12 protein-coding genes are annotated in these 13438 nt (G+C 38.9%); all 12 read left to right on the forward strand.

Annotated features, from left to right (window positions below; translation table 11 throughout):
* Positions 1–50: 50 nt before the first annotated feature.
* The 12 genes from mltG (at position 51) to PSF09_RS18710 (ending at position 12967) form a co-directional block, all read left to right on the forward strand.
* A complete protein-coding gene (mltG, locus tag PSF09_RS18655) occupies positions 51–1073 on the forward strand; it encodes an endolytic transglycosylase MltG (protein WP_272684298.1) in 1023 nt (340 codons plus the stop codon).
* A 5-nt stretch (positions 1074–1078) separates the two neighbouring features.
* Positions 1079–1708 (forward strand): dTMP kinase, encoded by a 630-nt coding sequence (gene tmk, locus PSF09_RS18660; protein WP_210836222.1) that lies wholly within the window; start codon positions 1079–1081, stop codon positions 1706–1708.
* Between the two features lie 24 nt (positions 1709–1732).
* Positions 1733–2725, forward strand: coding sequence for a DNA polymerase III subunit delta' (holB, locus tag PSF09_RS18665; protein ID WP_272664686.1), 993 nt, complete (start codon positions 1733–1735; stop codon positions 2723–2725).
* A gap of 12 nt (positions 2726–2737) precedes the next feature.
* Complete coding sequence (locus PSF09_RS18670) at positions 2738–3529, forward strand: metal-dependent hydrolase (RefSeq protein ID WP_210836220.1); 792 nt, start codon at positions 2738–2740, stop codon at positions 3527–3529.
* A 40-nt stretch (positions 3530–3569) separates the two neighbouring features.
* Positions 3570–3920 (forward strand): purine nucleoside phosphoramidase, encoded by a 351-nt coding sequence (gene hinT, locus PSF09_RS18675; protein WP_036957623.1) that lies wholly within the window; start codon positions 3570–3572, stop codon positions 3918–3920.
* Between the two features lie 19 nt (positions 3921–3939).
* Complete coding sequence (locus PSF09_RS18680) at positions 3940–4332, forward strand: YcfL family protein (RefSeq protein WP_210836217.1); 393 nt, start codon at positions 3940–3942, stop codon at positions 4330–4332.
* A 2-nt stretch (positions 4333–4334) separates the two neighbouring features.
* Positions 4335–4913, forward strand: coding sequence for a penicillin-binding protein activator LpoB (gene lpoB / locus PSF09_RS18685; protein WP_272684299.1), 579 nt, complete (start codon positions 4335–4337; stop codon positions 4911–4913).
* Positions 4876–5778 carry a phosphotransferase gene (locus PSF09_RS18690; RefSeq protein ID WP_272664688.1) on the forward strand — a complete coding sequence of 301 codons (903 nt, stop codon included), beginning with the start codon at positions 4876–4878 and terminating at the stop codon, positions 5776–5778. Before lpoB ends, PSF09_RS18690 begins: the two co-directional genes overlap by 38 nt.
* Before the next feature lie 64 nt (positions 5779–5842).
* Positions 5843–6865, forward strand: a complete 1023-nt coding sequence (gene nagZ, locus PSF09_RS18695) for a beta-N-acetylhexosaminidase (protein ID WP_272664689.1) — start codon at positions 5843–5845, stop codon at positions 6863–6865.
* Between the two features lie 1372 nt (positions 6866–8237).
* A complete protein-coding gene (locus tag PSF09_RS18700) occupies positions 8238–9590 on the forward strand; it encodes an OprD family outer membrane porin (protein WP_210837779.1) in 1353 nt (450 codons plus the stop codon).
* 35 nt (positions 9591–9625) lie between these two features.
* Entirely contained in the window at positions 9626–11245 is a 1620-nt protein-coding gene (locus PSF09_RS18705) for a bifunctional metallophosphatase/5'-nucleotidase (RefSeq protein WP_110731989.1), read from the forward strand.
* Positions 11246–11662: 417 nt separating this feature from the next.
* On the forward strand, positions 11663–12967 hold the full coding sequence (locus PSF09_RS18710) for an NAD(P)/FAD-dependent oxidoreductase (RefSeq protein ID WP_272664690.1): 1305 nt from the start codon (positions 11663–11665) through the stop codon (positions 12965–12967).
* Positions 12968–13438: the final 471 nt, after the last annotated feature.

Raw genomic sequence — 13438 nt, forward strand, 5'->3', positions numbered from 1 at the left:
TTTATAAATGAATTAATTATTACCAACACACGCATTGAAATGGTCAATAAATGAAATTAGCCAAAAAAATCATTCTTATCGCCGTGACCTTGGCTGCTATTGTTGCAGTCGCGGTCTATTGGCAATACCGTCAAGTATTGAACTATGCCAAAACGCCTATCAGCATCACACAAGAAAAAATCTTCACAGTGCCTGCAGGAACGGGGCGTGTTGCATTTGAAGGGTTACTTATTGAAGATAAAATTCTTGAAAAAGGGAATGAATTCCAATGGTTGCTCAAACTACGTCCTGAACTGGCTCAGCTAAAAGCGGGAACTTACCGCCTGCAGCCGGGGATGAATGTTGAACAGCTCCTACAATTAATTGTGAGTGGTAAAGAAGCTCAGTTTTCAATCCGTTTTATTGAAGGTAATCGTTTGAATGATTGGGGTATTATTTTACGAGATGCGCCTTATTTAGAGTATAAAACCACCAACTTAACCCCGACAGAACTGCATGCGCTTATTGGGTTTAACGGGGAAGGCACTTTAGAAGGGTGGTTGTATCCTGATACCTATTTATACACGGCGGGAACAACAGACGCTGAAATCCTGAAACGTGCTTATAAACGTATGCAAAACAGCCTTGATGAAGAGTGGAAAGGGCGAGATAGGGATTTACCCTATAAAAATGCCTATGAAATGCTTATTATGGCTTCGATTATTGAAAAAGAAACCGGTGTTGATAGTGAAAGGGCCCAAGTTGCTTCCGTGTTTGTTAACCGACTAAAGAAAAATATGCGCTTGCAAACCGACCCAACCGTCATCTATGGGTTAGGCGACAAGTATCGCGGTAAAATTTATCGTAGTGATTTAGATAATTATACTCCGTACAATACTTATAAGATTGATGGCTTGCCACCAACACCGATTGCAATGCCAAGCCTTGCATCGTTAAAGGCAGCAGCACATCCAGCTAAAACCGATTACATATTCTTTGTCGCAGATGGTAAAGGTGGGCATACTTTTAGTCGTAATTTAAACGACCACAATCGTGCCGTTAAAGTTTACCGCCAATTTGAACAGCAAAACTGATAAAAATGAAAAACCAATTTATTGTTATTGAAGGTCTTGAAGGCGCTGGTAAAACGACAGCAATCAACACGGTTGTAGAAACGTTGAACCAAGCTGGGATCACGGATATTGTTTTCACTCGTGAGCCTGGGGGCACCCCACTGGCAGAAAAATTACGCGAGCTCGTAAAGCAAGGTATTGCGGGTGATAAAGTCACTGATAAGGCTGAATTGCTCATGCTTTATGCTGCCCGTGTACAACTAGTTGAAACAGTGATTCGACCTGCATTAGCGGCGGGCAAATGGGTGGTCGGTGACCGTCATGATTTATCTTCCCAAGCTTATCAAGGCGGCGGACGTGAAATTGACCGTCATTTGATGCAATCATTACGTGACTTAGTGTTGGGCGATTTCAAGCCTTCATTAACGTTATACCTTGATTTACCACCTGAATTAGGTTTACAGCGAGCAAGATCTCGAGGTGAATTAGATAGAATTGAAAAAGAGTCGTTAGCATTTTTCGAAAGAACACGCCGCCGTTATCTTGAGTTGGCCGCGGGTGATGAAACGATACTCACGATTGATGCAAGCCAAAACATTGAGCAAGTACAGCATGATATTCGCCAAACGCTGACCGGATGGCTAGCGTGTGCTTGATAAACCACATAAGGTATTAATCCCATGAATTGGTATCCTTGGTTAAATGAACCTTACCGACAAATCATTACTGCGTACCAAAGCGGTCGAGGCCACCACGCGTTACTGCTTCATTCAATGCCGGGAAATGGTGCGCAAGCGCTATGCTATGGAATTAGTCGTTGGCTTATTTGCCAAGAAAGAGACGGGCTAAAAAGCTGTGGACAATGCCACAGTTGTCGTTTGATGCTTGCAGGCAATCATCCTGATTATCATATTCTTGAGGTAGAGAAAGGAAAGTCTACTGTTAGTGTCGATGCGGTTAGGAAATTAATTGAAACCTTGAGTCGCCATGCCCAACAAAGTGGTAATAAAGTGGTGTATATTCCACAAGTTGAGGCATTGACAGATGCGGCAGCTAATGCGTTATTGAAAACATTGGAAGAGCCAGCAAAAGACACTTACTTTTTATTAGGAAGTGAGAAACAAGAGGATTTGCTTGCAACCATTCGTAGCCGTTGTCTAAGTCATTTCTTACCCGCACCCGATCTACAAATAGCACTCTATTGGCTGCAAAAGCAAAAACCAGGTATTGCTACTGAAAATGCGATAACGGCATTAAAAATATGCCAAGGCGCCCCGGTTTCTGCGTTAGCTTTATTGGACGAACAACGTTGGCAAAAACGTAATGCACTATGCCATAGTTTAAGCCATGCATTGCAAACGGGTGATATGTTGAGTTTGCTGCCTAGTTTGAATATCGATGAGGTGCCGGATGCCTTAAATTGGTTACTCAGCTTATTTGCGGATGCCATTAAAATTCAACAAGGTGCTGGGGCTTTTTGCATCAACCAAGATCAGCAGTCTCAAGTCCTACAATTAGCCGGCGCTATGAATCGTACTCAGTTAATAAATATGTATGATAAATGGTTATATTGCCGTCATCAATTACTGACAGTTCCTGCATTGAATCAGGAACTGATTCTGACAAATCAATTATTACAATGGGAAGCTTCATTGGCTGTCCCTACATTTTAAAAAGAGTTAAATATGTTTGTTGTTGATTCACACTGTCATCTCGACTGTTTAGATTATGAAAAGTTACACACGAATGTCGATGATGTCATCGCAAAGGCCTCGGCTCGTGATGTTCGCTACATGTTAGCAGTTGCAACGACGTTGCACGGTTTTGAAAGCATGAAGAAATTGATTGGCCTGCGTGACAATATCGCTTTTTCATGTGGTATTCATCCTCTCAATTTAGATGAGGGATATGATTTTGCACGACTAGCACAATTAGCGGCAGGAAACGAAGTCGTTGCGCTAGGAGAAACCGGGCTGGATTATTATTACCAGCAAGAAAACGCGGCACTACAACAAGAGTCTTTTCGTCAGCACATTCGTATCGGTCGTGAAGTGAACAAACCGGTTATTGTGCATACTCGTGCGGCACGAGAAGATACGTTATCTATTTTACGTGAAGAAAACGTGATGGATTGTGGCGGGGTATTACACTGCTTTACTGAAGATAAAGATACGGCTGTGGAACTGCTCGATTTGGGTATGTATATCTCTTTTTCAGGGATCGTCACATTTCGCAATGCGGAACAAATTAGAGAAGCCGCCCGAGTTGTTCCTTTAGATCGCATTTTAGTTGAAACCGACTCGCCATACTTGGCTCCTGTTCCTCATCGTGGTAGGGAAAACCAACCCGCGTACGTTCGGGATGTTATTGAATACATGGCCGTGCTGAAGGGCGTTAGTGTTGAGCAGCTCGCTGAAATTACGACGCAAAACTTCAATCGTTTGTTTCATTTAAATGTTGGTACAAATAACGTATAAATTAGTTCACAAGAACGATTAAATGACTAAGGAAATTGAAATGGCAGAAGAAACGATTTTCAGTAAAATTATCCGTCGCGAGATCCCGGCAGACGTAGTTTACCAAGATGAACTTGTCACGGCATTTCGTGACATTTCACCACAAGCACCATCACACATTCTTATCATTCCAAATAAATTAATTCCGACTGTTAATGATGTTACTGTGGATGATGAACTTGCGTTAGGCCGTTTGTTTACTGTAGCGGCTAAAATTGCTAAAGAAGAAGGTATTGCAGAGAATGGTTACCGTTTAATCATGAACTGTAATGAACATTCAGGTCAAGAAGTGTTTCATATCCACATGCATCTAGTGGGTGGTCGCCCATTAGGCCCCCTATTGGCGAAATAATAAGGTATAGGGGTCGACAATGAACCGTATTGCATTACTTGCTTTAGTAACCGTGTTGCTAAGTGGTTGCGTATTTAAAAAGACACAAGGACTGGCTTTTAATGAGCAACAGCGCATCATTATGGAGCCTGCAGTACTTGCACAAGGAGTCATTGTCGAAAACCCAGTGATAGGTAATGAAAATCACCAAACTATCGCCACGATCAATATGAGTAATTCACAATCTGAAGTGGTGAACATTGCTTATCGTTTATATTGGTATGATCAGCAAGGGTTAAAAGTAGACACTTCAAATATTATGCATCAGCAAATTGCAGCGAATTCTGTTGTGAAAGTTCGTGCCGTGACTTCCTCTCCACGTGCAACAAATGTACGTGTTCATGTATTTTTATCGCCAAAGGCCGGAGAATAATAATGAAACGCATCTTAATGGTTGCTGCCGCGACATTAATTTTGGCTGGGTGCCCTTCATATCCACCTCAACAACCAGGTACACAACCCCCGATAGTGCCCGTAGAGCCTGAAAAACAACCGGAAGTGACTCCACCACCCGTTGATGTTGTGCCAACTCCACCAAAACAACAAACAATAGATTGGTCAGCTTCCATTACGCCTTTAGTTAATCAAATGGTGAGTGCGGATGGGGTAGAAAGTGGCAAAGTATTGTTAGTTGACTCAGTGAAAAATAATACGAACGGCTCACTACCTGTACAGGCTGTGACATCAGTCATGACAACCGCGGTTGAAAATACGAATCGCTTTAACGTTGTTCCTGCCAGTGTGGTAAGTTCTGCACGTAAAACACTCGGTTTATCACAAGAAGATAGCTTAGTAACCCGCAGCAAAGCGATAGGGTTAGGGCGTTATGTTCAAGCAGAGTATGTGATCTACAGCGTGATGTCAGGTTCCAACAAAGAAAGAAGCCTTGAAATGCAATTGATGGAAGTGCAAACAGGTGAAATTATTTGGACGGGAAAGCACAATATTGAGTAACCCGCAGTCGCTTTTTCGGCTGTTAGCGTTGTGTTTTCCGACAATCCCTGTACATGATTGGAAAATATCTTCGCTAACCGGGCTATCAGGTGGAAGCTTTTTGCTGCAATGTCCCTTATCTGGTAGTGAAATAAAGCTTATCGCGCGCGCTGATGGAAATGCACAAACTGCTTTGTACGTTGACCGAAAGAAAGAAGCGCGGGTATTACAGCAATTACGTGCTTATTCATTTACTCCTAAAGTGATTGGTCGAAATGCGCAATGGTTATTATTAGGGTGGTGTGAAGGGCAACACCCTGATAATAATAATTTTCTGTTACCGAGTTTTCAGTGCGAGCTTGCAAATATAGTCACACAATTACATCGTACTCCACTGCTGGGGTATCATTTACAGCTACGCGATGAAATATCACATTATGGCTATTTGATTGATAAAAAAAGGTTTTCGCCTCGCTGGAAAAAATTACATCGTCATTTTACCTCTGATGCTTTTCCCAAAACGTTGAAACTGGCACCTGCCCATATGGATATTCATGCAAAAAATATTGTTCACACAGCAACAGGGCAGTTAATGCTATTGGATTGGGAATATGCAGCCAATACAGATATCGCTTTTTCTTTAGAAACCTATTTTCAATTTAATGGTCTGACTGACATTCAGAGAGATTTTTTCTTGACGCAATATTGTGATATTCACGGTGCTTATCGTGACAAACAGCAATTGGCGAAAAGCTGTCAATCATGGGCACCTTGGGTAAAATATATGACATTAATGTGGTATGAAGTGCAGTGGAATGAAAGCCAGTCATCTGACTTTTTGTTACACTCACAGTCATTACGACAATATTTTGGTTTATTAGGTTGATGGCTGAAAGCTATCAGAAAACAGTATCGAATTGAGATAATTAGTTGAATAAGTGAGGCATGTTATGGGCCCTATAATGCTAGATGTTCAGGGTTATGAATTGGACAACGAAGAGCGCGAAATATTAGCTCACCCATCCGTGGGCGGATTAATATTATTTACCCGTAACTTTCATGATGCAGCGCAATTACGAGAGCTTGTTCGCCAAATTCGTGATGCATCAAGACATCGGTTGCTGATAGCCGTTGACCAAGAAGGTGGTCGAGTACAACGTTTCCGTGATGGTTTTACGGCATTGCCTTCAGCTCAGGCATTTGCCGCGCTTAATAGTGAAATGGATGGTGCCAAGCTTGCTGAAGAAGCGGGCTGGTTAATGGCATCAGAGATGATAGCCATGGATATTGATATCAGTTTCGCACCTGTTCTGGATCTTGGCCATCAAAGTATTGCGATAGGCGAACGCTCATTCCACGAAGACCCTGAAATTGCGATGGTTATGGCGGAGCGTTTTATTAAAGGCATGCGCAGTGCAGGAATGAAAACAACAGGAAAACACTTTCCTGGTCATGGCGCCGTGAAAGCTGACTCACACAAAGAAACACCACGCGATGACCGCGCTTTAGAGAAGATCCGTGGTAAAGACATGTTGATATTTAAAGATTTTATTCAACGAGAGCTACTCGATGCGGTTATGCCTGCCCATGTTATTTATACTCAAGCTGATGATCGTCCGGCGAGTGGCTCGCCATTTTGGTTAAAATCAGTATTGAGAGAGCAACTTGGGTTTCAGGGGGTTATTTTCTCTGATGATTTATCGATGGAAGGTGCGGCTATTATGGGAAGTTATCCCGAGAGAGCACAGGCTTCATTGAATGCTGGGTGTGACATGATTTTAGTCTGTAATAACCGTGAAGGTGCAGTCAGTGTTTTAGATAATTTACCAAAACAACATGATAGCCAAGCTTCTAAGCTATATCATAGTGGTCGACAATATAGCTTAACAGAATTACAAGCAGTTGGGCGTTGGAAAGAAAGTCATCGTCAACTGGTTGACTTGCACTCACGTTGGCAAGAATATCGCGAATAATTTCAATGATATCTAAAAGGCCAGTATTTTATTTACTGGCCTTTCTTTTTTGTATCAATGCATATCACAAAGCTCATGATTATGCATAATAGAATAATAAAAGTATTCCTCGTAGTAAAAGTTACCCGTAACTTTATTAATATTTGCACAGTTAATCTCAATGTTATTTTAAATTACTTTAGATAAAGTGAATCAATACTTATTTTACTATTAAAAATAACTAGAGAATCTTTTATTTCAATAGTCATTTTGAAAATTATTTTTTGAAATAAAAAAATGAAAATATTGATGATTATATTTGTTATGAATTGAATTTTTAGTTTATTTAAAATAAATGACTATAAATTTGAATTATGGTCTGCTTTTTTATTTGGTTGGGGTTGTTAAATATGATTATGATACTTTTAATCATGAAATCGATTACCGTCAAAAGTTAAGATAAATTTAAATAAATGAAACATAAGATGAGTTAAAGGCATTTAATCACTAAATCATGCTTATCATTTAGTCAAATGTTACTTAATTGAAATTGAATGGTGGGGAATAATGTTTTCGTCTATGAGGAATTAAATAAAACATTCATGGATTGGTTATACACCTATCAGCAATATGTATTTATATGTGAAATTTTATTAGGTTATATTTTATTCATGAGTCTTTGTATGTATCAAGCTGATTACAAATATCCATTTAAATCCGTGTTTTAACCAGATATAAATGAATTACTTATTAAATACTATCCAAATGAAAGAGTTATACCCTAAGAACCCCTCAAGACAAATTGTGACCAATATCACTATTGATAGGTAGTTTAATGCAACTGATGTAACGTGTTGTGACAGCGATCGTTTTAATTGACATAAAATTACGATAGCATTCGTATTATGAAAGATTTATGACAATTTAGAGTGATAAGTAATCAATTAAAAAAACAGCAATTTAGTAGTTGTATTTTAAGTTAAATATTTAAATTTATTTGAGATGATTATTTCTCAGGGGCATCTTTTGTCATAAAAAAATGGATAAGAAATAGAGTGATAATTATTTTTTAATGGGTAAGTGCAGCGTCATTACTTAAACCTTAAGCTAAATAAACGCGTGATGTGGGTATCATGTCATTATCGATTAAATAATATATTTATGTGATCCCTATAAGGGATACCTCTATTCATAGAAATAAGTAAACACAAATGCAGACGAATACTGTATTAAATTTTTTAAAAAATGACTTATGTGTTTGAAATGGATGTATCTGTTTGTCTTTAAGTGAAATTATTTTATTAAGCTAAAAATAAAAATGGTGTTTTGTTGTTCATGGAAACATGGCACAGCATAAAATTAATTCAAATAATCATTAACTAGGTTAATTCCAATGAAAGTTAAAAATATTGCGTTATTAATGCTTTCTCCTTGCTATTTAGCTGTAGCAATGGCAAATGCCAGTAACTGGGAAGATTCTATCAAGGAAAATTCATTCATTGCGGATTCGGAGCTAGAGCTGTCAACCCGTAACATGTGGAAATACTTAAAAACAGAAAACCGTTTTGATAAAGACGAAAACCGTTATAGAAAACAAGTTGCGAATGCTTGGGGTCAAAACTTTCAAGCGGATTTCAAATCAGGTTATTTCGCTGATGTCATTGGTTTTGACGCTTCCTATTATGGTGGTATCAAGTTAGGCGCAAGTAAAGACTTCGCCTCCCGTGCAATTTTATATAATGATGATGGCCATGCGAAAGGGTACAATAAAATTGGTCAACGTTATGCAAAAGTGAAACTAGACCTTGAGCCAGTGAAATTTAATGCCAAAGCAGGTTGGTTTACACTGAAAAATACGGGTATTTTCACGAATTCACAGCGTTTATCATTGAACAGCTATAGCGGTTACTACACGAATACTGCGATCAGTGATTGGAGTTTGGATTTATTATATCTCGATAAAAAAGTTATGCGTCGTGATAGCCCAAATATTGATGCCATGTATTTTACTGATGCTAACGGTGTTCGACACAATGTTAATCATGTCATCACGGGTGGAATTAACTACAATACTAAGCCATTGAAAGTTTATTATTTCTATGGTCAAGCCGATGATTTATTCCGTCAACAAGGTTTAGAAGCGAAATATAAACTGACTTCAGATGTCACTTTAGGTACGCAGATTTATAACCATGAATATGGTAGTGACGGTAAGCGCACTGAGAAAAATGATGCCAAAGGAAAACGTAACTTTGATAAACGTGCTTGGCACTATGCAGGAACGGCAGAATGGCGTATCCCTGAATCGCCTTGGACGCTAAGCACAGGCTTAACTTACACCCAAGCGAAAAAAGCGAACGGTGTCGGACAATTTGCGCGTAACCCAATTGGTAACACGCGTGGCCGTTTTAACTCCCCAGCTTATGCAGATATCGACTACGTACGTGATGGCGAAACCATGATTGCAATGGCGGCTGAATATCGTATTAGCAAAGAACTGTCTGTTGGTGCCCGTACCAACTATTCAGAATTTAAATATGAAGGTGAAAGATTAAAACAAGGTCAATTTGGTCTGTTTAGCTATTGGAAACCAACTGAGAATCTATCCGTGTCATTAAGTGGCGGTCTGGGTTGGCACCACCAGCAAGAAAACGACTACACAACGCCAAAATTATATGATGGGCACTCACGTCGTGCACATTCGTTATCTGGATCAATGACAACGACTTACCGTTTTAAAATGTAGTCGATAGTTGAAAAAGATTAAAAAAGGTAGGATAAATGAAACATAAAATTGGATTACTCACACTGCTTATCTCTGGTGCACTCTTGGCGGGTTGTGCCCCCAAAAATACGGATACCGTAAAAGTACAAGTCATAGGTATTAATGATTTCCATGGTGCTTTACAAGCTCCGGGGGATGGTAAATTAGGTGGGATTGAGTCAATTGCAACACTGGTTAATCAATTAAGAGCGCAAAACGATAAAACTATCGTTGTTGGTGCTGGTGACTTAGTAGGGGCTAGCCCATTACTGTCATCAATGTTCTATGATGAACCCACAATTGAAGCACTAAGCGCGATTGGTATGGAAACTAGCGCAGTTGGTAACCATGAGTTTGATAAGGGTAAAGAAGAGCTGCTGAGAAAACAAAACGGTGGCTGCCACCCAACCGCAGGTTGTGTGGGTAAAGATTCCTTTGCGGGTGCTGACTTTAACTACTTAGCCGCTAACGTTATTGTTAAAGAAACAGGTGAAACTCTGTTCCCATCTTACTTTATTAAAGAGTTTGATGGCATTCCAATGGCGTTTATTGGTTTAACGTTAGAAGGTACACCAGCTATCGTAACGCCAAGTGGAACTGCAGGGTTAGAATTCAAAAATGAAGTTGAAACTATCAATAACCAAGTTAAGTTATTAAAAGCACAGGGTATTAATAGTATCGGTGTTTTGATCCATGAAGGCGCAACACAACAAGTTGACACTAAAGTTAAAGATATTAATCGTTGTGATAATATCAAAGGCCCAATTGTTGATATCGTTAAACAGTTAGATACTAATGTAGACTTTGTCGTTAGTGGTCATACACACCAAGCTTATAATTGTGAAATCAATGGAATGACAGTAATTTCTGCTCAATCTAATGGGACTTTATTGTCTCAATTAAATATTGAGATTGATAGAAATACGAAAGATATTGTTAGCATCAATGCAAAAAATATCCCTGTTGAAACTAGCCGTTATGAGAAAAACCCTGAGTTAACCACCTTCGTACAAAAATACGAAAAAATTGCCTTACCTATTTCACAGCAAGTGATGGGGTCTTTGACGGCTAACGTGGATAAAAAATTATTACCGGCAGGGGATTCTACCCTAGGTAAGATTATTGCAGATGGTCAATTATATGCAGCCTCCAGTAAAGAAGCGGGCGGTGCACAAATTGCATTTATGAACAGTGGCGGTATTCGCGCTGACATGAAAGCAGGGGAATTGACTTATGGTGATATCTTCACGGTACAACCGTTCTCTAATGTGGTTGTCACACAATCACTGACAGGTGCTCAAATCAAGCAAGCACTTGAACAACAATGGGATCGTGCTCGTCCACAAGTTATGCCTGTTTCTAAAGGTTTTTACTACGAGTGGGATGACAGCCGTCCAGTGGGTGACAAGGTTATTCAAAAATCAATGAAATTAAACGGTAAGCCGTTAGACATGAATAAAAGCTATCGTGTTGCTGCAAATGAATTCTTAGCAACTGGTGGTAGCCGCTTCTCTGCCTTTAATCAAGGTAAAGACCGTGTTTATAGCCTGCCAGACAACGAAGCGTTAATGCAATACTTTAAAGATAACTCACCAGTTTCAGTTCCAACTGATGTGCGTATCAAGAAAATTAAATAATAAAATTTAATATTTCATGAAAAACTCTGAGGGTGTTTATCATCCTTGGAGTTTTTTTTGTGCTTTATTTAGATGTATGCTGAAAATGAGTGGAGGGTAATTGATTATGCGCAACAAATAAAAAAATGATAGAATAATAATTCTCATTATCATTACGATTTTCATGGATTTAAACGATTGATTGATATAAATACCAAAAAGCTGACTCGATTCGTTTGGTAGAAAAAATGATTTGACGAATGTGATCGTAGTCATAATAATCAACTAAATTGATATGAATCAATATTTGGTATTACCAATAGACCACTCATGATATTCTAGTTGGTATGGAAGGAGCTGTGCCTAATTATTGTTATATAAGGCTTTTCTAGATGAGAAATCTTAAATAACATTAATATATTTTGTTTCGAGGGATTTATGACCTTATCTCAACCCAAAATCATCGTTGTAGGCGGTGGCGCTGGTGGATTAGAACTAGCAACGCGTTTAGGCCGTAAGTTGGGCCGCAAGAAACGCGCACAAATTACGTTGGTTGACCGCAACCCGAGCCATTTATGGAAACCGTTATTGCATGAAGTTGCGACAGGTTCGTTAGATGATGGCGTCGATGCGATAAGCTATCTGGCTCATGCTCGCCATAATGCGTTCAATTTCCAACTGGGTTCACTAACAAATATTGACCGTGAAAATAAAACAGTCGTTCTCGGTGAACTTTATGATAAGCATGGTGAATTATTAGTTCCTTTGCGTGAGCTTGAGTACGATATTTTAGTCATGGCATTAGGCAGTACTTCGAATGATTTTGGTACACCTGGTGTTAAAGAACATTGCATTTTCTTAGATAACCCACACCAAGCGCACCGTTTTCACGATGAAATGTTAAATCTATTTTTACGTTATTCAGTACGCGATAACGCAGAAGAGAGCGTTAATATTGCCATTGTTGGCGGTGGAGCTACGGGGGTTGAGTTATCAGCAGAACTCTATAATGCGGTTGAGCAACTAACGAGTTATGGTTTTAAAGGGTTAGATACGGATGCACTGAATGTCACATTAGTTGAAGCAGGCGAACGTATCCTACCCGCTTTACCTCCGCGAATTTCAAGTGCCGCACACCAAGAACTGAATAAGTTAGGTGTGAATGTATTGACGAAAACTATGGTAACCAGCGCTGATGCAGATGGCTTGAATACGAAAGAAGATGGTAAAATTCATGCAGACCTAATGGTTTGGGCGGCAGGAATTAAAGCACCTGATTTCATGAAAGATATCGCGGGATTAGAAACAAATCGTATTAACCAATTAGTGGTAAAGCCGACATTACAAACATCTCGTGATGATATGATTTTTGCTATTGGCGATTGCGCATCTTGTGCTAAGCCGGAAGGGGGGGTTGTTCCACCAAGAGCACAGTCAGCCCACCAAATGGCCAGCCTTTGTTATGACAATATTGTCGCTTTAATGAAAGGCAAACCTTTAAAAGAGTATGTATATAAAGACCATGGCTCATTAGTTTCACTATCTCGCTTTAGTACCGTTGGTAGCTTAATGGGAAATTTAATGCGTGGGGATATGATGGTCGAAGGGCGTATTGCGCGTTTTGTGTACATCTCTTTATACCGTATGCACCAAATTGCATTACATGGTTACATTAAAACAGGGCTAATGATGCTTGTTGGTAGTATTAACAGAATTATTCGACCAAAGTTAAAACTACATTAATCTACGAGTAGTTACTTGTTTAATCGGATTTTATTAGCGCCGTGCACCTGTGTATTTATATAACAGGTGCATTATTTTTTGTATTTTATAATGATAAATATGTATGCTAATAAAGTATATTAGCTAAATCTGTCAAGGCTTATTTATGTTAAATATTACTTGGAAAAACTATTTAGATCAAATTTAAGAGATTAAATATCGATTATATTGCCACTATTACTTATATATTGTATTTAAATGAAATTAAAGCCTAAAAATTAATATAAATTGAGTCAATATAATTTAGCTTACCTTAAGTTTAAAATAATTTAAGTATAAGTGTATTTATATAACGAAAAGTTACCATGGAAATTATATTTTCTATCTTATTGATTATTAATCATAAAACAATGCATTCAATTGAGGGGATATGTGAGGTTGCACTAATGGTGAAGTTTGTGGTTTCTAACACAGTTATAATAAATATTTGTT

The organism is Providencia sp. PROV141 (genome assembly GCF_028481645.1).
GTDB classification, from domain to species: Bacteria; Pseudomonadota; Gammaproteobacteria; order Enterobacterales; family Enterobacteriaceae; genus Providencia; species Providencia rettgeri.

What these genes read in the sequence shown, in the direction of transcription:
- mltG (WP_272684298.1), top strand. Translation starts at nt 51, where the DNA reads ATGAAATTAGCCAAAAAAATCATTCTTATCGCCGTGACCTTGGCTGCT.
- tmk (WP_210836222.1), top strand. Translation starts at nt 1,079, where the DNA reads ATGAAAAACCAATTTATTGTTATTGAAGGTCTTGAAGGCGCTGGTAAA.
- holB (WP_272664686.1), top strand. Translation starts at nt 1,733, where the DNA reads ATGAATTGGTATCCTTGGTTAAATGAACCTTACCGACAAATCATTACT.
- PSF09_RS18670 (WP_210836220.1), top strand. Translation starts at nt 2,738, where the DNA reads ATGTTTGTTGTTGATTCACACTGTCATCTCGACTGTTTAGATTATGAA.
- hinT (WP_036957623.1), top strand. Translation starts at nt 3,570, where the DNA reads ATGGCAGAAGAAACGATTTTCAGTAAAATTATCCGTCGCGAGATCCCG.
- PSF09_RS18680 (WP_210836217.1), top strand. Translation starts at nt 3,940, where the DNA reads ATGAACCGTATTGCATTACTTGCTTTAGTAACCGTGTTGCTAAGTGGT.
- lpoB (WP_272684299.1), top strand. Translation starts at nt 4,335, where the DNA reads ATGAAACGCATCTTAATGGTTGCTGCCGCGACATTAATTTTGGCTGGG.
- nagZ (WP_272664689.1), top strand. Translation starts at nt 5,843, where the DNA reads ATGGGCCCTATAATGCTAGATGTTCAGGGTTATGAATTGGACAACGAA.
- PSF09_RS18700 (WP_210837779.1), top strand. Translation starts at nt 8,238, where the DNA reads ATGAAAGTTAAAAATATTGCGTTATTAATGCTTTCTCCTTGCTATTTA.
- PSF09_RS18705 (WP_110731989.1), top strand. Translation starts at nt 9,626, where the DNA reads ATGAAACATAAAATTGGATTACTCACACTGCTTATCTCTGGTGCACTC.
- PSF09_RS18710 (WP_272664690.1), top strand. Translation starts at nt 11,663, where the DNA reads ATGACCTTATCTCAACCCAAAATCATCGTTGTAGGCGGTGGCGCTGGT.